The sequence below is a fragment of the Bradyrhizobium sp. 44 genome, from assembly GCF_023073095.1.
Taxonomy (GTDB): Bacteria; Pseudomonadota; Alphaproteobacteria; order Rhizobiales; family Xanthobacteraceae; genus Bradyrhizobium.
On the sequence record NZ_JADPIY010000008.1, the window covers coordinates 249574 to 269375 of the forward strand.

General features: G+C 63.6%; 15 protein-coding genes. 6 read left to right on the top strand and 9 right to left on the bottom strand.

Features of this window, described 5'->3' with window-relative positions; all coding sequences use genetic code 11:
- Positions 1–4: 4 nt before the first annotated feature.
- The 6 genes from IVB41_RS03210 to IVB41_RS03235 form a co-directional block, all read right to left on the bottom strand.
- Positions 5–490 (bottom strand): tripartite tricarboxylate transporter TctB family protein, encoded by a 486-nt coding sequence (locus tag IVB41_RS03210; protein WP_247426581.1) that lies wholly within the window; start codon positions 488–490, stop codon positions 5–7.
- Positions 491–572: 82 nt separating this feature from the next.
- Positions 573–1550 (bottom strand): tripartite tricarboxylate transporter substrate binding protein, encoded by a 978-nt coding sequence (locus IVB41_RS03215; RefSeq protein ID WP_247426584.1) that lies wholly within the window; start codon positions 1548–1550, stop codon positions 573–575.
- Positions 1551–1743: 193 nt separating this feature from the next.
- Positions 1744–4611 (bottom strand): PAS-domain containing protein, encoded by a 2868-nt coding sequence (locus IVB41_RS03220; protein ID WP_247426588.1) that lies wholly within the window; start codon positions 4609–4611, stop codon positions 1744–1746.
- Between the two features lie 221 nt (positions 4612–4832).
- Positions 4833–5708, bottom strand: coding sequence for an acyl-CoA acyltransferase (locus IVB41_RS03225; protein WP_247426591.1), 876 nt, complete (start codon positions 5706–5708; stop codon positions 4833–4835).
- Positions 5709–5744: 36 nt separating this feature from the next.
- The gene (locus IVB41_RS03230; RefSeq protein ID WP_027566009.1) at positions 5745–6725 is read right to left on the bottom strand and encodes an amino acid--[acyl-carrier-protein] ligase; all 981 of its coding nucleotides are present in this window, start codon (positions 6723–6725) and stop codon (positions 5745–5747) included.
- 74 nt (positions 6726–6799) lie between these two features.
- Positions 6800–8017: an acyl-CoA dehydrogenase family protein gene (locus tag IVB41_RS03235; RefSeq protein ID WP_027566008.1), complete on the bottom strand. Its 1218-nt coding sequence runs from the start codon at positions 8015–8017 to the stop codon at positions 6800–6802.
- Between the two features lie 357 nt (positions 8018–8374).
- On the opposite strand from IVB41_RS03235, the gene IVB41_RS03240 reads away from it, so the two are divergent.
- The 3 genes from IVB41_RS03240 to mtnA all read left to right on the top strand — a co-directional run bounded on the left by IVB41_RS03240 (position 8375) and on the right by mtnA (position 10775).
- Positions 8375–8647 (top strand): phosphopantetheine-binding protein, encoded by a 273-nt coding sequence (locus IVB41_RS03240; RefSeq protein ID WP_027566007.1) that lies wholly within the window; start codon positions 8375–8377, stop codon positions 8645–8647.
- 124 nt (positions 8648–8771) lie between these two features.
- On the top strand, positions 8772–9647 hold the full coding sequence (locus tag IVB41_RS03245; RefSeq protein WP_027566006.1) for an S-methyl-5'-thioadenosine phosphorylase: 876 nt from the start codon (positions 8772–8774) through the stop codon (positions 9645–9647).
- 18 nt (positions 9648–9665) lie between these two features.
- On the top strand, positions 9666–10775 hold the full coding sequence (gene mtnA, locus IVB41_RS03250) for an S-methyl-5-thioribose-1-phosphate isomerase (protein ID WP_027566005.1): 1110 nt from the start codon (positions 9666–9668) through the stop codon (positions 10773–10775).
- A 41-nt stretch (positions 10776–10816) separates the two neighbouring features.
- Here the strand turns inward: mtnA and IVB41_RS03255 are convergent, their stop codons facing one another.
- Complete coding sequence (locus tag IVB41_RS03255) at positions 10817–11452, bottom strand: HAD-IA family hydrolase (protein WP_247426595.1); 636 nt, start codon at positions 11450–11452, stop codon at positions 10817–10819.
- A 105-nt stretch (positions 11453–11557) separates the two neighbouring features.
- Between IVB41_RS03255 and IVB41_RS03260 the strand changes: the two genes are divergently transcribed.
- Positions 11558–12316 carry a trypsin-like serine protease gene (locus tag IVB41_RS03260; protein ID WP_247426598.1) on the top strand — a complete coding sequence of 253 codons (759 nt, stop codon included), beginning with the start codon at positions 11558–11560 and terminating at the stop codon, positions 12314–12316.
- Between the two features lie 125 nt (positions 12317–12441).
- Positions 12442–13944, top strand: a complete 1503-nt coding sequence (locus tag IVB41_RS03265) for an NAD(P)/FAD-dependent oxidoreductase (protein WP_247426603.1) — start codon at positions 12442–12444, stop codon at positions 13942–13944.
- A gap of 119 nt (positions 13945–14063) precedes the next feature.
- Here the strand turns inward: IVB41_RS03265 and IVB41_RS03270 are convergent, their stop codons facing one another.
- Together IVB41_RS03270 and IVB41_RS03275 are read right to left on the bottom strand one after the other, a co-directional pair.
- Positions 14064–14993 carry a response regulator transcription factor gene (locus tag IVB41_RS03270; RefSeq protein ID WP_247426606.1) on the bottom strand — a complete coding sequence of 310 codons (930 nt, stop codon included), beginning with the start codon at positions 14991–14993 and terminating at the stop codon, positions 14064–14066.
- Positions 14977–18348 carry an ATP-binding protein gene (locus IVB41_RS03275; RefSeq protein WP_247426609.1) on the bottom strand — a complete coding sequence of 1124 codons (3372 nt, stop codon included), beginning with the start codon at positions 18346–18348 and terminating at the stop codon, positions 14977–14979. The genes IVB41_RS03270 and IVB41_RS03275 overlap by 17 nt, the downstream gene beginning before the upstream one ends.
- 173 nt (positions 18349–18521) lie before the next feature.
- Here IVB41_RS03275 and urtA point away from each other — a divergent pair, with 173 nt between their 5' ends.
- Positions 18522–19781 (top strand): urea ABC transporter substrate-binding protein, encoded by a 1260-nt coding sequence (gene urtA / locus IVB41_RS03280; RefSeq protein WP_018455941.1) that lies wholly within the window; start codon positions 18522–18524, stop codon positions 19779–19781.
- Positions 19782–19802: the final 21 nt, after the last annotated feature.

Sequence of the window (19802 nt, forward strand, 5' to 3'; positions counted from 1 at the left end):
GCGATCAACCGATCCCGAACAGGCCCGAGGGTAGCTGGATCAGCAGCAGCCGCTTGAGTACCCACCACATTCCGAGCGGCACCAGCGCGGCGATCGGGATCGCCAGCGTCCAACGCACGGGATCGATCAAGCGCAGCAAAAGCAACATGAGCGGAATCGATGACAGCAGGAATCCCAGCGGCTCGAGGGCAAAGGAGAACGCAGTGAGGCAGGCGATGACGAGAAGCGGCTTGCTCCAGCTCACATTGTCCCAGCGCGAAGCCAGCGTCGGCCCGCCCTCGGTGATGGCCGAGATGATAATGCTGGCCGCGAACACGCACATCAGAATGCCCGTGTAGAACAGTACGTAGCCGGAGCCGGGATCGTTGATGGTGCCGAGCTTGAGCCTAACGCCCTGCCAGATCACGAAGCCGCCCAGCGCGAGCCCGATCAAGCCGCCCCAGAGTTCGGAGTTGTTGAAACGGAGTTTGACGGTGGTTTGGTCGGTCATCGATACCCTCTCGGTCGTGCCCCGGACGCTACGCAGCGCGACGCGGTGTGCTGCAGATCCGGGACACGAAAGTGGCTCAATCCTACTTCTTCGCAAGCCCGAGCGTGTCGATCACCTTGCGCTCTGACTCCGTGACCTCGACGACGAACTTTTTGTAGTCCTCGGTATTCTTGTAGCTCGGCACCATGTCGTATTTGGCGAGCGTGGCGATCACCGCGGGGTCCTCGACCGCCTTCTTGAAGGCGTCGTGCAGCTTGGCGACGATCTTGGGATCCATGCCTTTGGGGCCTGCGATGCCGAACGGGGAATCATAGACCATGGGATAGCCGAGTTCCTTCAGCGTTGGCACGTCAGGATAATTCGGCGATCGCGCGCCGGTCCACACCATGAGAAGCTTCAGCTTGCCGGCGTCAACCAAGGGCCGCCAACCGGTGGAGTCGGCTTGCAGCATGGTGTGTTGGCCGAGTACCGCGGCGTTGGTCTCTGCCCCGCCCTTGAACGGCACCTGCGTGAGCTTGATGCTGGACATCGCGGCGATTTGCTCCATGCCGATGTGAAGCGAGGTGCCTGTGCCCGGCGTCGCGTAGGTCACCTTGCCCGGATTTGCCTTCGCGAACTCGACCACGTCTTTCCAGGACTTGAACTGCGACTCGGCGCTGGTCGTTACGCCGAAGGTGTAGCCGGTGAGGTGAACGATATAGGTGAAGTCCTTCGCCGGATCCCAGGACACCTCCTGCATCAGGGGCAGGCGGAAGACGGTGATCGGAAGCTGTGAGATGGTGTAGCCGTCCGGCTTCGCAGCCGCGGCCATGGTGGCAGGTCCAACAGTGCCGCCGCCGCCGGCCTTGTTGTCGATCACGATCGGCTGCCCCAGGACCTTAGACGCACTGTCGGCGATCGCGCGCATCGAGATGTCGGTCGATCCGCCGGCGGGCCATGGCACGATCAGCGTCACCGGTTTGGTGGGATAATCCTGCGCACCGGCGGCGGTTGCGAGCAGCGCGCTCACAACGGCATGCATGGCGGCAAAGGCGATTGTCTTCAGCCCGTATCGCGACATCGAAACTCCTCCCTCGCGGTGGCCTGGTTCGGGCCGCCGTTTCTCATTGTTATGACGGGATTGTCCCCGAATTCTTGGGAGAAGAAAAGCGCATTGCGCGGGCGCGATACGGTGATCCCGCCGAAAAGCGCACGTGCGACAATTGGTCGTTTGAAGGCGTGCCGAGATACGGAATTTGCCTTCGGTGGGGCCCTTACGCCACGCGGCGTACTGCGCTCAGCGTCTCGATCACGCGTCCGACCTCCGCGGCCGGGGAGGGCTTGCCGAAATAATATCCCTGCACGGCGGTGCAGCCGCATTCGCGGACGAAGTCGAGTTGTTCAATCGTCTCCACACCCTCCGCCGTGGTCTCGACGCCGAGCACCGAGCCGAGGCTGGCGATGGTGCGGACGATCGCCACACTCTCCGGGCTTTCACTGATCGTGCCGACGAAGGAGCGGTCGATCTTGATACGATCGAACGGAAATCTGCGCAAATAGCTCAGCGAAGAATAGCCGACGCCGAAATCGTCGAGGCTGACGCGCACCCCCAACGCGCGGAGCTGGTGCAGGATCTCGATCGTCGCCTCGCTGTCGTCGAGCAGCGCCGTCTCGGTGAGCTCGAGCTCGAGCCGATGCGGTGGCAGGCCGGCCTCCGCAAGCGTGCTCGTCACCATCGTCACCAGCCCGCGCGAGCGGAATTGCACCGGCGACAGGTTCACGGCGACGGTGAGATCGGGCCATGTCGCGGCGGTCGCGCAGGCCGTGCGCAGCACCCACTCGCCGATCGGAACGATCAGGCCGTTCTCTTCCGCAATCGGAATGAATTCCGCCGGTGAGACGAGGCCGCGCGAGGGATGTTTCCAGCGCAGCAGCGCCTCGAAGCCGGTAAGTTCGGTGGTGTCGAGCCGCACCTGCGGCTGGAATGCCAGGTGGAATTCACGGGCCTCCAGCGCGCCGCGCAGATCGTGCTCGAGCGCGTGCCGGCTGCGAGCCTCTTTCTCCATTTCGGGCTCGAACAGCTGATAGGCGCCGCGCCCCTTGGCCTTGGCCTGGTACAGCGCGAGGTCGGCGCATTTCATCAGCTGGTCGGCGTCGAGCCCATGATCGGGCGCGATTGCGATGCCGACGGAGACGCCAACATGCATCGACTGGTGCTCCAGCGGCGGCGGGTGACCGATGAGCTCGACCAGGCGGCGCGCGAGCCTTTCCGCCGATTGCGGCTGCGGCCCGCGCTGGAGAACCGCGAACTCGTCGCCACCGAGCCGCGCGACGGTGTCGTGCTCGCCGACATTCTCCTTCAGCTGCGCCGCGACCCAGCGCAACAGGCGGTCGCCGGCCGCGTGGCCGAGGCGATCGTTGACGGTCTTGAAATTGTCGAGGTCGAAGCACAGCACGGCCATCGCGCCGCCGGCGATCGCGACCTGGTTCAGTCCCTCGCCCATCTTCTCGCGGAACAGAGTGCGATTGGGCAGGTCGGTGAGTGAATCGTGCCGCGCCATGTGCGCCACGCGGGCCTGGGCCTTGTGGCGTTCGGTGACATCCTCATAGGTGACGACCCAGCCGCCATGCTCCATTCGCTTGTGATTGAGCTTGATGATGCGGCCGTCGCCCAAATAGCGGTGCAGCGTGTGCTCGCCCTCGCGCAGCCTCTCGACATAGTCGGCATAGAGCCGCGCGGCGGTGGTGTTTGGATGGATGCCGAGCTCGCAGCTGTGCTCCATGATCTCGCGCATCGACACACCCGGCTTCACCAATTCGGGTGACAGTCCGTACATCTCGATGTAGCGCCGATTGCAGACGATGACGCGCAAGCTCGAATCGAGCATACACAGGCCCTGGCTCATGTTGTTCAGGGCCGCGTCGAAGCGCCGATACTGCTCGCTCAGCTCCTCGACTGCGTGCTCGCGCTCGGTGATGTCCTCGTAGGTGGCCACAAATCCACCCTCGGCCAAGGCGCAATAGCGCACCGAGATCGTAGTGTCGTTCGACATCCGCCGGCGTATCGGCGAGGAGTTGCGGTCGGCAATCCTTGCGCTGGCGACTTCCAGGAGTTGTTGCGGGCTATACTCGGAAGAGAACGCGCCGTTTGCCATCGAGCGTTCGATCAGTTCGCCGAGATGCGTGCCTGGCTTGGCTTCCTCCGGCGACAGCCGATAGATCTTCCGGTAGGTGATGTTGCAGATGCGCAGGCGCATGTCGCTGTCGTAGAAGGCGAGCCCGTGCGCCATGTTCTCCAGCGCCGCATCGAGCATGAAATTCTGCTGCCTCAGCATTTCCTCGTATTGCAGCCGCTCGGTGACGTCTTCGTGCACCGTCACCCAGCCGCCGTCGGGCAGGAAACGGGAGATCGCCTGCACCATCCGTCCGTCATAGCGCATCACCAGCAGGGTTTTCGCCTTCCTGATGCGGACGTCCTCCAGCCTGGTGTCGTGGAATTCCTCGCCCGGCATCCCCGGCAGGTTGCCGCGCGAAAGCCAGTGATCGATGACCGTGTCGTGCGAGACGCCCGGCTTCACGATGTCCGGGTCGAGATTGTAGAGGCTCAGGAAGCGATCGTTGCAGACGACGACGCGACTGTTGGCATCGTACATGATCAACCCGTGCGACATGTTGGCGAGCGCGTGCTGGCTGCGCTCGGTCTGCACGCGCAGTTCCGCTTCGACCCGGGCGAGGCGGCTGACGTCGTCGCAGATCGTCATCCAGCCGCCGCCGGGAAGCGGTTTTAGCTCGAGCGCCATGACCAGGCCGCTCGCGAGCGTCTGCTGAGTCCGGAACGGCTGGCCGGCTGCGATCCGCGCCATGCGGGCGGCATAGAGTGCGTCGACTTCCCCTGCAGGGATGTTGCCGAGGGCCACGCTGTGGGCGAGCACGTCACGGTAGCTCGTGCCGACCCGCACGATTTCGGCCGACATGTTGAACAGGCTGAGGTAGCGCTGATTGACCAGCACGATCCGGTTGCCGGCATCGTAGACGCAGACGCCTTGCTCCATGTGGTCGAGCGCAAGCTGGCTCAGCCCGACCAGGGCCTTCGGGCCCTGCTCGCGGCGTGCATCAAGCTCGTTGTCGCGGATCGACGTCATGGGCGGCGGGTCTCGGCGGGCAATAGACTTAACGCGATGTAATTCAGCCGCCGAGGCTAGCGAAGAGGCGGGAAAATTCCCTTAAGCGCCGTAGTTTACGGAGGGTGACCGACGATGCAGGATCCTGCCAATGTGAAGGGGGGCAATGTACCGTCGGCCGGTCGACCTGCGCAATTGCGCGTTGGGCCCGGATGACATCGAATGTCCGGCCCAAACGGGGCCTACGGCCCGTACAGCACGAGTTCCGTATCCGTGAGATCGGCGAGCTGCGGCCGGTGTGGGCCCTTGAAATATTTGCGGCCGCGACGCTCGGTGTAGATGCCGACGAGGCCGGGAACCGGGCCGTTGGAATCGACGGCGACCGCGATCTTGCCGAGCCGCAGCAGCAGCCGGCCGATGCGGCCTGCGCATTCGGTGTATTCGGCTGCGTTGCGGCAGTAGATCAGCTTCATCGCGGGCGGCGCAATGATGCCACGGCGGATGCGCACCGGTTGCAGGATGAAGGGGAACGTTCCCTTCGGCGTGCGGCAGACCAGGCTGAGGCAATTGTAGCGCGCATGCCGCGTCAAGAGATCGGTCTCGGCATCGGAAAGCCCGTCGATCGTCTTGGCGTGCTGCGAGATGACCTCGATCTTGCTCCAGCGTGGGACGCGCGCCAGCGCTGGCACCGAGAAGAAGATGCCACGGCAATAGGCGCGAAAGCCCTGCGTCTCGATGATCGGCCAGGTCCACGGCGCCGGGCTGATGTTGAGATAGGTGACGTCCTTGTGGCGCTGCGCGATCTTGGTCAGGAGCGGGGCGTAGTTGCGGTAGGCCGGGTCGACATACCAGCTCGACAAATTGCACTGGATGGCGGTCTCATCGCCGTCCCTCCGCGCCGTGTAGATCAGCAGCAGCACGCCGACCGGCGTGCCGTCATTGTCGAGCATATAGCCGAAGCGCGGATAGCCTTCCGGTACCGGTCGGAAGGCCTGCCGGCGCAGGCCCTGGATCCAGTAGCCGCGCGAGCGGCCGACGAAGCCGCGCGTCAGCAAGTCCGCGACCGTATCGACGTCGGACTCGGTGATCTCGCGGCATCGGACCTTGGTATGGATCACGCTCGTCTTTCCCGTGGAAATGGCCGGCCTCGTCCGTTAGCGCCAGCCTTCGCCGTGGGCATCGGCCGCGATCTGCGGCTGCAGGCCCATGATCTCCCGCACCTTGGCGGGCCAGGCGGAAGGATCGGTGCCGTGGGTGTGGAACATGGCGACAGCCAGGCGGTCCATGCCGAAGGCGACGCAGCCGGTGTGGGCCGGCTCGCCATTGGCGTCCTTGATGTCCCAGGTCGTGCCGAAATGCTCGCGGTGATAATTGAAGCTCATGCAGGCCGTCGGCTGCTCTTCCGAGCGCAGCGGGATCAGCAGTTCGAACTTGAGCTGCTGCTGCTTTTGGCTCACCGCCTTCATCTGACCGACGCGGCCGAAGAACGGATCGCTGGCATAATCGACGCGGAAGGTGAGACCGAGATCGGTCGCAATCGCCTGCGCGCGCACCATCCAGCGCTCGCGGAAATCGGCGACGTCGTCGGGGCTGCCGATGCAGACATATTCCCGCATCCGGAACGATTGCAGCCGGTCGAGATGTTTTGACGGCTCGCGGCGGAAGCAGTCGGCGGCGACGTCGAAGCGCAGGCCGCCCTTCGGCAACTGGCCGCGGCTCGCCGCGATCGGATAGACGGGATAGCAGGCCGCCGGCGACAGCACGAGGTCTGCCGGCGAGAGCGAGCTGGTCCAGTCACCGCCGGCATCGAAGCGGCTGACCGCGGCGTTGATCTCGCGCTCGGTGCCGTGCAGGCCGCAGACGCAACCGAGCAGGTTCGGAAAGCTCTTGAGATAACCGGACTTCTCGAGCTGTGAACGGCTCATCACCGGCGGGAAGCGCATCACCTCGGTGCCGGCCTCACGATGGCTCGTGATCAGCGCGGCGAGCTTTTCGACGATGCCTTCATAAAGCGCGGTGCGGGCGTAGACGCCGTCCGAGCCCATGGGGTGGAACAGCTTGTCGGCGAGATGATCGAGCGGATCCGCGATTTGCGGGGCGGTCTCGGGCGAATTGGGAAGGACGGCAATGTTCATGGTTCGATGTCCTGCTATCTCAAAATTGTTCTTGTTGGTTTGGTCGCCAAGGCGCGTCAGTTAGGAAAAGGACGTCAGTCGTGAAGGCTCAATGGCACGCCGCTCATCAGGGTCGATGTTGCGGCATTGGCCAGAATGCGGTCGTTGTTGATCATGATCGGCGACGACAGCACGTCGCGCAGGTGGCGGCCCATGGTGAACTCACCGTCGTTGCGGTAGCCGGAAAGGCCTGCGGTGCGCATCGCATGCATCACGGTCTCGACCGCGAGCTCCGAGGCCTGCACCTTCAGAAGCGTGATCGAAGACTGGAAGTCGAGCGAGCCGAGCGCGCGTTCGTCGTGTTCGGCGCGAGCAAAGGCGTCGATATTGGCTGATATCAGTGCCCGCAGCTTGGCCAGCGACATCTTGGCGGCGGTGAAATGCGCGGCCGCCGGCGGCATCTGGCCGCCTGAGGTGCGGGCCGCCTTGCGAACGAAGGCCTGCGCACGGGTGACGGCGGCTGCAGCGATACCAGCCCAGGCCGAGGACCAGCACAGATGCGCGAACGGCGTCATGGTCTGGGCGTGGATCTTGTCGTAGGATTCCGGGAAGACGCGGTCGGTCGGGCAGTCGACCTTCAACTCGAAACCGGTCGAGCAGGTGCCGCGCATGCCGAGCGTTTCCCAGCCCAGCGTCCGCTTCAGCGAATAATCGTCCCTGGCGAGCGCCAGAAGAACCTGGTCGGACGCAGAAGCGTCGGTGGCGCGGCGGGCGATGGTCACGAGGCCGTCGGCCTCGGCGCCGTAGGAGATCACGGTGGCATCGCGCAGCAGCGAGACGGTGTCGCCGGCGACGTCGACGGCGGCGGCGCTAGCGCGGATGTTTCCGCCGTTCTGGCCTTCGGTGGTGGAGGAGGCGAGCAGCCACTGGTCGCGCGCGACCCGGCGCATCATGGTTTCCATCCAGGGGATGCCGTGGCCGTGCCTGACGACGCAGGCGACCTTTGTCGTGTGCATGGCGTAGATCATCGCCGTGGAGGCGCAGGCGCGTCCGAGCGTGTAGCAGACGTCGGTGACGTCGTGGATCGAGGCACCGAAGCCGCCGAACTCGGCCGGGATCATGACGCCGAGCAGCTTCTGCTCACGCGCAACCTCGAAAGCCTTGTGAGGGAAGCGGGCATCGCGATCGACCCCGTCGGCGTCGGCTGCCGCCACGGTGGCGGTCCGGGCGGCGCGTTCGACGAGGGAGGGACCATGCTCAAGAAAGCTCGTCTGCGTCTCGTCGACAGTGAGGACTGCTTCACGCACGTTCATACTCGTCCGCCTCCGGTTTGCCGTTCAGGATCGCCGGCATCATTCGCGATGCCGCTTGAGCGATCCTTCGACCATCTTTGCTTATGAGATGAGGCTACGGATTTAATTCAAATTCGTCGATGAAATAGAGGGTAAACAAAGCCCAATTCCGAACGAACAGTTAAGTTCGGGTTGTTTGCATCGTCCGGATTCCCGCGATCGCGTTAGGGATCTGTAAGAAGCCGGAAATCCAGACAATCTGAGTCGTCGTTTACTAAGAAACGCGAAGTAATGGTGGTGTCCATTGCGGGATCGGCCCGCCGTGCCCATCGTAGCCGGCAACCAGTCCGACCTTTGTCGACAGATGGGAATTTACCGATGCAGGCTTTCGATACCGAGTTGCGCAATCGCATCATCAAGCTGGTGAAGGGCATCCTCGCCCAGAATTCGCTCTCCGCCGAGGTCACGCCGCAGGCCAAGCTCGTCGACGTCGGCCTGACCTCGATGGACATGGTCAATCTGATGCTCGGCGTCGAAGCCGAGTTCGACTTCACGATTCCCCAGTCCGAGATCACACCGGAGAACTTCCAGTCGGTCGAGACGCTGGAGCGTATGGTCGCGACCCAGCTGCAGTCGGCGGCCGCGGCATAATCAGGCGCGCTGGCGCGCATCCTCCTGACGGCACTTCCTGACCCCATCACCCGTTCCAAAACCGACGTAAAACTGGCATAGCTTCCCCACGGGATTGCGAAGGCGCGAACGGGGTGGAGCAGGTATGACGCAGGCGGTATTGGGCATCATCGGCGGCTCCGGCATCTACGATCTGCCGGGGCTGGAGGACGCTCGCGAAGAGGTGATCAAAAGCCCCTGGGGTGAGCCGTCGGCGCCCCTGCGGCGCGGCTCAATTGCCGGCTTGCCGATCGTGTTCCTGCCGCGCCACGACAAGGGCCACCGGCTGTCGCCCTCCGACATCAATTATCGCGCCAATATCGACGTCCTCAAGCGCGCCGGGGTCACCGACCTGATCTCGCTGTCGGCCTGTGGCTCGTTCAGGGAGGAACTGCCGCCGGGAACCTTCGTTCTCGTCGATCAGTTCGTCGATCGTACCCACAAACGCGAGAGCTCGTTCTTCGGGAGGGGATGCGTCGCGCATGTGTCGATGGCGCACCCGGTCTCGCCGCGGCTGCGCATCCATCTTGCCATGGCGGCCGAAGCCGAGGGCATCGCGTTTGCGCGCGGCGGCACCTATGTCTGCATGGAGGGACCGCAATTCTCGACCTATGCGGAAAGCACGACCTACAAGACGCTTGGTTATTCCGTGATCGGCATGACCAACATGCCCGAGGCGAAACTCGCGCGTGAGGCCGAGCTTTGCTACGCCACCGTCGCGATGGTGACGGATTTCGATTGCTGGCATCCCGATCACGACGCCGTCACCGTGCAGGACATCATCCGCGTTCTGAACTCGAACGCCGACAAGGCAAAAGCGCTGGTGGCCCGGCTGGCGAAAGACTTCCCGCGCGAGCATGAGCCGTGCCCGATCGGCTCGGACCGCGCGCTCGATACCGCACTGATCACCGCGCCCGAGGCGCGCGATCCCGAGCTCTTGAAGAAGCTCGATGCGGTGGCCGGGCGCATCCTGCAAACTTGATACGAAAGGCAGAATGCCATGAAGGTCGACGGCAAGCATTTCCGTAGCATCTGGCGCGAGCGCGACGGCTGGTCGGTCGGAGCGATCGACCAGCGCCGGCTGCCGCACGAGTTCATCGTTGCGAAGCTGATCTCATGCGAGGACGCGGCCCTCGCCATCCGCGACATGCTGGTGCGCGGTGCGCCGCTGATCGGCGCAACCGCAGCCTACGGCATGGCGCTGGCGATGCGCGAGGACGCCTCCGACGCCGGCCTGAAGCGTGCCTACGACACGCTCGTGGTGGCGCGGCCGACCGCGATCAATCTGAAATGGGCCCTGGACGAGATGCGCGCGAGCCTCGCGCCGATCGATCCGCTAGAGCGGGCCGAAGCTGCCTATGCGCGCGCCGACGAGATCGTCGAGCAGGACGTCGAGATCAACCGCGGCATCGCCGGCAACGGCCTGAAACTCATCGAGGCGATCGTCGCAAGGAAGAAGCCGGGCGAGACGGTCAATTTGCTGACCCATTGCAATGCCGGCTGGCTTGCGACCGTCGATTGGGGCACGGCGACGGCGCCGATCTATCTCGCGCACGAGCGCGGCATCAAGGTCCATGTGTGGGTCGACGAGACGCGTCCGCGCAACCAGGGCGCCTCGCTCACGGCCTGGGAGCTCGGCCATCACGGCGTGGCGCATACGGTCATACCGGACAACACCGGCGGGCATCTGATGCAGCACGGCATGGTCGATCTCGCCATCGTCGGCACCGATCGCGTTGCCGCCAATGGCGACGTCTGCAACAAGATCGGCACATATTTGAAGGCGCTCGCCGCTCACGACAATAACGTGCCGTTCTATGTCGCGCTGCCGTCGCCGACGATCGATTTTGCCGTTGATGACGGCGTCCGCGACATCCCGATCGAGCAGCGCAGCGGCAAGGAGGTCACCGACATGACCGGCCGCACCGCAGACGGAAGGCTTGAGACGATACGCATCGTGCCGGAGGGCTCGCCGGTCGCGAATTATGCCTTCGACGTGACCCCAGCGCGGCTCGTCACCGGCCTCATCACCGAGCGAGGCGTGTTGAAAGCCGATCGCGCGTCACTTGCCGCGGCGTTTCCGGAGCGGATCGCAGCCGCGGCGGAGTAGGTCTGGTTCGGCGATAGCTCGCAATTACGGAGAATGACGCTCTAGCTCAGCTTCAATCCCGTCGCGGCCTCGAGCTCGGCGATCGCCTGGGCGCCGCTGGTCACCTTGACCGTCGTCATGCCCATCTCGCGCGCGGGCTTCAGATTGACGCCGAGATCGTCGAGATAGACGCAATTCTTCGGATCAACCTTCAGTGTCTCGACCATCAGCTGATAAATGCGCGGGTCCGGCTTGCGCAGGCCGATCTTGGCGGACTCGATCACATGGTCGAACAGCACCATCACCTCGGCGACATAGAGTGAGCGGCCGGTCATGCTGCCGATCGCATTGGCCGGCAGATTGTTGGTAATGCAGCCGGTCTTGAATTGGGCCTTGATACGCTTCAGCGCTTCCGCCATCTCGGGGCGCAGATCGCCCTGAAGCAGCGGGAGCACATCGCGGCCGCGCACCTCCGCGCCGAGCGCCAGCGACTCCGTTGCGAACAAATGATCGAACGTGTCGATATCGACCTCGGCGCGCTCGAACTTGGCCCAGGCATTTTCCAGATGATTGGCGGCGTTGGTGCGCCGGATGATGTCGATGGGCAGGCCACGCTCTGTCTCGAACCGCGTGAACGCCTCAAACGGCGAACTCGTCAGCACGCCGCCAAAATCAAAGATCACAGCCTCGATCGTCAAGATCCCGCCCTCGTCAATTCCTTTCCAAGAGCGCTAGCATGCGCTATCGGCAAGAGCCAGTCCGAAGCCATCCCGCCGCCGTCACCGATGCCGAAGCGTGTTCCCATGAAAAAGCTTGCAACGATCATTACAGCGGCGCTGCTGCTGGCCACGCCCGCTTATGCCATCGTTGGCGGCGGCACGCCGCAGGCCGATGGCGTCGCGCGCGCCGTCGTCACCATCGTCGGCTCGCGCGGCAATTTCTGTACCGGCACCCTGGTTGCGCCAAAGCTGGTGCTCACCGTTGCCCACTGCGTGCAGCCCGGCGCGGACTACAAGATCGTCGACCGCGGCACCGACGGGCAGCCGCAACTGCTGAATGTCCGCACCGTCGCGATCCATCCGAGTTTCAACATGCAGGCGATGCAAGGGCATCGCGCTACCGCCGACCTGGCGCTGCTGCAGCTGGAAATTCCATTGAAGGGAAAATCGACGGTACCGGTCGGTGCGCCGAATATTCCGATCCAGGTCGGCAGCCGCTTCGTCATCGCCGGTATCGGCGTCACCGTGCGTGGCGACGGCAAGAGTGGCGGCGCGACGCGTGTTGCCGGCCTCGTTGCGACGGGGCGGCCCGGCACGCTCCAGATCCGGTTGGTCGACCCCGTAACCAACGGTGTTCGCGACGGAATTGGCGCCTGCACCGGTGATTCCGGCGGTCCCGTGTTCGAGGACAAGCCGGCCGGAGCCGTGCTCGTCGGCGTGATCAGCTGGTCCACGGGGCCGAACGGAGCGGCCGGCTGCGGCGGGCTGACCGGAGTCACGCCGCTCACGCTCTATCGCGACTGGATCTTGCAGACCGCGCGGAGCTGGGGTGCGACGCTGTGATTTGACCGCGTCCTGATCTATGTCATCTTGAAGCGGAAGCGCGCTGGGCGACCACGTCCGTCGCGGAGGAAACGCGCCGCCCAATCAAGGGCGGCCACAAAAACAAGCAAGGCATAGAAGCAACAATGAATGTCGCTGTTCGCAGTCACGCCACGGCCAAACAGGCTTCTGAACATTTCGACGTGCTGATCGTCGGCGCCGGTATCTCGGGCATCGGCAGCGCCTATCACATGACCAAGCAGCTTCCCGGTGCGAGCTTCGTCATCCTGGAAACGCAGGCGACGTTCGGCGGCACGTGGACCACGCATCGCTATCCCGGCATCCGCTCCGACAGCGATCTCCACACCTTCGGTTATAGCTTCAAGCCCTGGGTCGGGCCGCCGATCGCGACCGCCGACGAAATCCTCGCCTACATGAACGAGGTGATCGACGAAAACGATATCGCGCGGCATATCCGCTACAAGCACAGGATCAATTCGGCGAGCTGGTCGAGCGAGCAGAACCTCTGGACCATCGAGGCGGTGACGACCGACACCGGCGAGCCAAAAACTTTCACGGCGAACTTCCTCTGGATGTGCCAGGGCTATTACCGCCATTCGGAAGGCTATACGCCGGAATGGAAAGGTACCGATCGCTTCAAGGGCCGCATCGTTCATCCGCAGACCTGGCCTGATGATATCGACCTCGCGAACAAGAAGGTCGTCGTGATCGGCTCCGGCGCGACGGCGGCGACGCTGGTGCCGAACATTGCCGACAAATGCGCGCATGTCACGATGCTGCAGCGTTCGCCGACCTATTTCCGTCTCGGCCGCAACGCCATCGAGATCGCGGAGGAGCTGCGCCGGCTGCAGGTCGACGAGGCCTGGATCCACGAGATTGTCCGGCGAAAGATCCTGTTCGAGCAGGATGCGTTCACCAAGCTTTGCTTGTCAAAACCCGAGCAGGTGAAAAAGGAGCTGATCGGCCAGATCAGCGCGGTGCTCGGTCCGGAGTACGATGTCGACACCCATTTCACGCCGAGCTACCGGCCATGGCGGCAGCGCATCGCCTTCGTGCCGGATGCCGATCTGTTCAAGGGGATCGCCAGCGGCAAGGCGTCCGTCGTCACCGACGACATCGAATGTTTCGTCGAGAACGGTATCCAGCTCAAATCCGGCAAGCTGCTCGAAGCCGACATCATCGTCACCGCAACCGGCTTCAATCTCGCGGCGCTCGGCGACATCGCCTTCGAGGTCGACGGCAAGCCGCTCGCCTTCGGCGACACCGTCACCTATCGCGGCATGATGTTCACGGGCGTGCCGAACATGGTCTGGGTGTTCGGCTATTTCCGCGCCAGCTGGACGCTGCGCGTCGACCTCGTCGCCGACTTCGTCTGCCGTCTGCTCGGTCACATGAAGGCCAAAGGGAAGAAGAAGGTCGAGGTGAGCTTGCGCGCCGAAGACCACAACATGCCGATCCTGCCCTGGATCGATCCGGAAAACTTCAATCCTGGCTACATGATGCGCAACATGGACCTGCTGCCCAAGCGCGGCGACAAGCCGGAATGGCAGCACAGCCAGGACTACTGGACCGAAAAGGACGAGATCCCGAAGACGTATCTGGATGGCGGGGAGTTTGTGTACGGGTGAGGGCCGCTAGGCGCTAACCAAGCATTGCAATGTCGTCCCGGCCCAGTGCGCAATTGCGCACTGGGCCGGGACGACATCTTTTGTTGGGCAAGGAGTGTTTCAACTCACTCGCAGCAAGACTACGAATTCCTTCTTGTCGCATTCGTCGCAATCGCCGCAGCCGCAGTCCGGTTCTCGACGCCGAGCTTGGAGTAGATCTGCTCGAGATGCTTGTCGACCGTGCGCGGGCTCAAGCCCAAAATCTGCGCGATGTCGCGGTTGGTCTTGCCCTTGCTGAGCCAGGCCAGCACCTCGCCTTCGCGGGTGGTGAGGCCAAGCTCACTGGTGAATTCGGGTGGCGGCGCGGTGCCGGATTCCCTGGAGAGTCGCAGCAGGAACTCGTTCGGCGCGGTCTCGCCCATGTAGTACAGGCGGAGCTGAGGATTGTCGGGCAAGGAAGCCGCCTGAGACTTCGAGCTGCCCTTGCCCTTCGCCTGCTCCAGCCATTGCAGCAATGATACCGGCAGGACGAAGTCGTCCTCGGCCTGCGCGCCGTGGTGGTCCGCCAGCAGCTTCTGCGCCTGCGGGGTCGCCCACAACAATTTGCCCTGGCGGTTGACCGCGAACAAGAATCGGCCGGAGACGTCGAGCGCGGCGCGCGCGCTCTGCGTCAGCCGCGCGTTGCCGAGATGAACGCGGATGCGCGCCAGCATCTCCTCGATCACGATCGGCTTGGTCACGTAGTCGACGCCGCCAGCCTCCAGCCCGCGCACGATGTGCTCGGTCTCGGCGAGCCCTGTCATGAAGATCACCGGGACATTGGCAAGGCCCGCATCACGCTTGAGGCGGCGGCAGGTCTCGAACCCGTCCATGCCCGGCATCACCGCGTCGAGCAGCACGATGTCAGGCGTGATCTGGTCGACGATGCGCATCGCGGCCGCGCCGTCGAGCGCCACCATCACCGTCATTCCGGCGCTGTCGAGCGCGTCGGTAAGCAGCCGCAGCGTCTCCGGGGAGTCGTCGACAACGAGCGCGACGTCTCGCTTTTTCGACTCAGTGCTCATACGCATGCAACGTCTTCAATGTGGCCATGTACTGGTCGAGATCGAAGCGGTCGATCAGCGACCGCATTTCCGCGACGAAGTCGGCATGTTCAGGGTGCTCGCTGCCGATCTCGTCCAGCTTCAACTGGATAGCCTTGACGTAGCCGATCTGACCGAGCCCGATCAGCGCCTCGATGTGTTGTACCGGCGGTCGCGAGCCGCTCTCCGGCCGCCACAGCGGCACGGCGATCTCCTCCGAGCCGTATTGCCATTCGACCTTGAGAAGCTGGCGGATGCTTTCCAAAAGCCTGGGAATGTCGATCGGCTTCATCAGATAGCCATCGTGGAAAGGCTGTGCCAGCGGTGTGCCGTGGGCCTCGAGCGCGCTGGCAGACACCATCAGGATGCGCGCCTGATGGTGGCCGTTGGCGCGTAGCGTCTCCGCGACCGTCCAGCCGTCCATGCCCGGCATGGAGATGTCGAGCAGGAACAGATCGGGCCGGCAGTGCTGGGCCAGCGCCAGGCAGCCGGGGCCGTCGGGCGCGCTGAGCAGGATGAAGCCGAGTGGTGTCAACACCTCGCGCAGGAGGTCGCGATGCACGGGATCGTCGTCGGTGATGAGGATGGTCTTGCGCGCGCCGTGATAGCCTGAGATCGGGGCCTCCACCGGCGCAATGCGCTGCGGATTGGTGACTTCCGAGAGCAGCATCTTGACCTTGAACGTGCTGCCGCTGCCGACCGTGCTCGAGACCTTGATGTCGCCGCCCATGACGCCGGCGAGCAGCCGGCTGATGGTCAGGCCCAGCCCGGTGCCGGTCTGCGGCTGCGAGACACCGAGCGCACCGCGTTCAAAGGGTGCGAAGATGCGTTCGAGATCGTCGCCCTGGATGCCGGGGCCGGTGTCGATCACCTCGAATTCCGCGACCGGGCTGCGATAGTGCACCACGAAATGGACGCTGCCGGCCTGGGTGAATTTGATCGCGTTGGACAGCAGATTGATCAGCACCTGGCGCAGCCGCTTCTCGTCGGCATAGACCACGACCGGCAAATGCGCCGGCCGCCTGAACACGAAGTCGATGCTCTTGGCGGCGGCTTGAAGGCGGAACATGCCGACGAGCTGGTCGAGGAACTCGGTCAGGCGCACCTCGTCGCGCGACAGGTACAGCCGCCCCGCCTCGATCTTGGAGATGTCCAGAATGCCGTCGATCAGGCCGGAGAGGTGGTCGGCGCTGCGTCGGACGACGCGGACCTGGTCGCGCGGCTTGGTGTTGAGCGTGGTGTCCTGCTCCAGGAGTTGGGCATAGCCGCTGATCGCATTGAGCGGCGAGCGCAGCTCGTGGCTCAGGCCCACCACGTAGCGGCTCTTGGCGAGGTTGGCGGATTCGGCGATTTCCTTGGCGCGCTGGAGCTCGGCGTCGGTGCGCTTGTGCGCGTCGATCTCCTGGATCAGCAGCGTGGTCTGGCGCCGGGTCTCGGCCTCGGCGGCCCGTCGGCTCTGCTGCGCCAGCACGAACAGCCAGGCGACCACGCCGATGATGATGCTGAGCGAGAAGAACACCTTCCAGAGCACGTTGGAGACGAGCATGTTCTCGCCGGGCACGCTGACCGAGGTCTGGAGGTAGATCAGCCCCAGTACCAGCGCGACGAGGCCCGCGGAGACCACGAACACACCGATGTAATGGCCGAACTGCGAGTTGATCCGCTGATAGATCGCCTGCGGCAAGATCCTGGCGAGCGCGTCGGCGAACTGCACCTGCGCGCGCGCATGCGGTTTGCACAAATCGTGGCAGCGCGCGTCGAGCGAGCAGCATAGCGAGCAGATCGGGCCGGCATAGGCAGGACAGGAGGTCATGTCCTCCGGCTCGAAATGGTGCTCGCAGATACAGCACTGGATCGATTCGATATTGGCCCAGCTCCTCTTCGGCTTGCGCGCGATGTAGTATTTTCCGTCGGTGAGCCAGGCGATGACGGGCGCGGTGACGAAGGCGACCGTCAGTGCGACGAAGGCCGCGAGCGCTTTCATGGTCGAGCCGAACAGGCCGTAGAATGCCGCGATCGAGACGATGGTCGCGATCGTCATCGCGCCGACGCCGACCGGGTTGATATCGTAGAGATGGGCGCGCTTGAACTCCATCTGCGGTGGGCGCAGGCCGAGCGGCTTGTTGACCACGAGATCGGACACCAGCGCGCCAACCCAGGCGATCGCGACATTGGAGTAGAGCGCGAGCGTCTGCTCCAGCGCCTTGTAGACGCCGATCTCCATCAGCAGCAGCGCCACCATCACGTTGAACACCAGCCAGACGACCCGGCCGGGATGGCTATGCGTCAGACGCGAGAAGAAGTTCGACCAGGCGATCGAGCCGGCATACGCGTTGGTGACGTTGATCTTGAGCTGCGACAGGATCACGAACGCGCCGGTGAGTGCCAAGGCCATGTCCGGCTGCGACAGCACGTAGCGAAACGCTTCGAGATACATGTGCGCAGGCTCGGCCGCCAGCTCGCTGGAGAGGCCGTGGCTCAGCGCGAAGAAGGCGAGAAACGAGCCCAGCAGCAGTTTCAGCGCGCCGAAGATGATCCAGCCGGGGCCGGCGATCAGCAGGGCGGCCCACCACGACGTTCGCGACGTGCGGCGGTCGCGCGGCAGGAACCTGAGGAAGTCGACCTGCTCGCCGATCTGGGCCACCAGCGAAAACACCACGGAGGATGCGACACCGAACAGCAGAAGATCGAAATGTCCGCTGGCGTCGCCGTGCTCGCCGGCGAATTTGCGCCACTCCGTGAATGAGTAAGGGTTGGCCCAGGCGATCGCCGCAAAGGGCAGGATGTGCAGGATGATCCAGATCGGCTGCGTCCAGAGCTGGAAGCGGCTGATCAGCGTGATGCCGTAGGTGACAAGCGGGATGATCGCGACCGCGCTGATGAGGTACCCGATCGGGCGCGGAATGCCGAAGCACATCTCGAGCGCGGTCGCCAGGATTACCGCTTCGATGGCGAAGAAGATGAAGGTGAAGGAGGCGTAGATCAGCGAGGTGACGGTCGAGCCGATATAGCCAAAGCCGGCGCCGCGGGTAAGCAGGTCAATGTCGATGCCGCATTTGGCGGCATAATAGGCAATCGGGACGCCGCAGCAGAAGATGATGGTGGAGACGACGAGGATCGCGGCGGTGGCGTTGGTAACGCCGTAGTTCAGGGTGATGGTGCCGCCGATCGCCTCCAGCGCGAGAAAGGAGATGGCGCCCAGTGCAGTGTTGGCGACGCGGGCGGCGGACCACCGGCGCGCGCTCTTGGCGGTGAAGCGCAGCGCGTAGTCTTCCAGCGTCTGGTTGGCGACCCATTGGTTGTACTGGCGCCTGACGCGATCTATTCGCTGCCGCCCTGCCACTTCAGCCCCACTCCTACTCCCGAACGCGCCGGACCCCTCGCAAAACCCGTACCAAAAGCCTACGTCGTCATTTTGCGGTGCAGTATACGCGATCTTGCGTATGCTTGCAGTGCACAAATTCGAGCCATCCTCACGGCACCAATCGCGTGTCCTCGAACAACAGTGGGGTGCTCATGTCAGACGAAGCGAACAAGGGCCTGTTATCGCCGCTCCGGCGCAAATTATTGATGGGAATGGCGGCCGTGCCGGCCATCACCATGCTGCCGCGAGCATCTTTTGCGCAGGCCCCGGCGACCTCGGCGGTCAATACCACGGGCCTCGCGGTTACCGACACCGAGGTGACGGTCGGCATCCTGCATTCGGCGACCGGCACCATGGCGATCTCCGAGACCGGCTCGATCGAGGCCGAAAAGCTCGCCATCGAGCAGATCAATGCCATGGGCGGCGTGCTGGGGCGCAAGATCAAGTTCATCCAGGAAGACGGCGCCAGCGACTGGCCGACCTTTGCCGAAAAGGCCAAGAAATTGCTGGTCAACGACAAGGTCGCGGCGATCATGGGCTGCTGGACCTCGGCGTCCCGCAAGGCCGTGCTGCCCGTCATGGAGCAGTACAACGGCATGCTCTACTACCCGACCTTCTACGAAGGTCTCGAGCAGTCCAAGAACGTGATCTATACCGGCCAGGAAGCCACTCAGCAGATCCTCGCCGGCCTGAACTGGATCGCCAAGGAGAAGGGTGCGAAGTCGTTCTTCTTCATCGGCTCTGACTACATCTGGCCGCGCACCTCGAACAAGATCGCGCGCAAGCACGTCGAGAACGTGCTGAAGGGCAAGGTCGTCGGCGAAGAGTATTATCCGCTCGGCAACACCCAGTTCAATTCGGTCATCAACAAGATCAAGCTGACCAAGCCCGACGTGATCTTCACCGACGTGGTCGGCGGTTCGAACGTCGCGTTCTACAAGCAGCTCAAGGCCGCCGGTATTGATCTCTCCAAGCAGGCGCTGCTGACGATCTCGGTGACGGAAGACGAGATCGACGGCATCGGCGGCGAGAACATCGCGGGTGCCTATGCCTGCATGAAGTACTTCCAGTCGCTCGACAATCCGAACAACAAGACCTTCGTCCCGGCGTTCAAGAAGATGTGGGGCGAGAAGACCGTGATCGGAGACGTCACCCAGGCTGCCTATCTCGGCCCGTGGCTTTGGAAGTTGACGGTGGAGAAGGCGGGCTCCTTCGACATCGACAAGATCGCGGCGGCATCGCCAGGCATCGAGTTCAAGGGCGCTCCGGAAGGCTATGTGCGCATCCACGAAAATCATCACCTCTGGTCGAAGACCAGGGTGGGACGCGCCAAGCTCGATGGCCAGTTCGAACTGATCTACGAGACCGCTGATCTGGTCGAGCCGGATCCGTTCCCCAAGGGCTACCAGTAAGACGAGAGCTATCAGTAAGTC

Coding starts and splice junctions, on each gene's coding strand:
- IVB41_RS03240 (WP_027566007.1), top strand. CDS start 8,375: ATGCAGGCTTTCGATACCGAGTTGCGCAATCGCATCATCAAGCTGGTG.
- IVB41_RS03220 (WP_247426588.1), bottom strand. CDS start 4,611: ATGACGTCGATCCGCGACAACGAGCTTGATGCACGCCGCGAGCAGGGC.
- urtA (WP_018455941.1), top strand. CDS start 18,522: ATGTCAGACGAAGCGAACAAGGGCCTGTTATCGCCGCTCCGGCGCAAA.
- IVB41_RS03230 (WP_027566009.1), bottom strand. CDS start 6,725: ATGAACATTGCCGTCCTTCCCAATTCGCCCGAGACCGCCCCGCAAATC.
- IVB41_RS03270 (WP_247426606.1), bottom strand. CDS start 14,993: ATGCGTATGAGCACTGAGTCGAAAAAGCGAGACGTCGCGCTCGTTGTC.
- mtnA (WP_027566005.1), top strand. CDS start 9,666: ATGAAGGTCGACGGCAAGCATTTCCGTAGCATCTGGCGCGAGCGCGAC.
- IVB41_RS03210 (WP_247426581.1), bottom strand. CDS start 490: ATGACCGACCAAACCACCGTCAAACTCCGTTTCAACAACTCCGAACTC.
- IVB41_RS03235 (WP_027566008.1), bottom strand. CDS start 8,017: ATGAACGTGCGTGAAGCAGTCCTCACTGTCGACGAGACGCAGACGAGC.
- IVB41_RS03260 (WP_247426598.1), top strand. CDS start 11,558: ATGAAAAAGCTTGCAACGATCATTACAGCGGCGCTGCTGCTGGCCACG.
- IVB41_RS03245 (WP_027566006.1), top strand. CDS start 8,772: ATGACGCAGGCGGTATTGGGCATCATCGGCGGCTCCGGCATCTACGAT.
- IVB41_RS03215 (WP_247426584.1), bottom strand. CDS start 1,550: ATGTCGCGATACGGGCTGAAGACAATCGCCTTTGCCGCCATGCATGCC.
- IVB41_RS03265 (WP_247426603.1), top strand. CDS start 12,442: ATGAATGTCGCTGTTCGCAGTCACGCCACGGCCAAACAGGCTTCTGAA.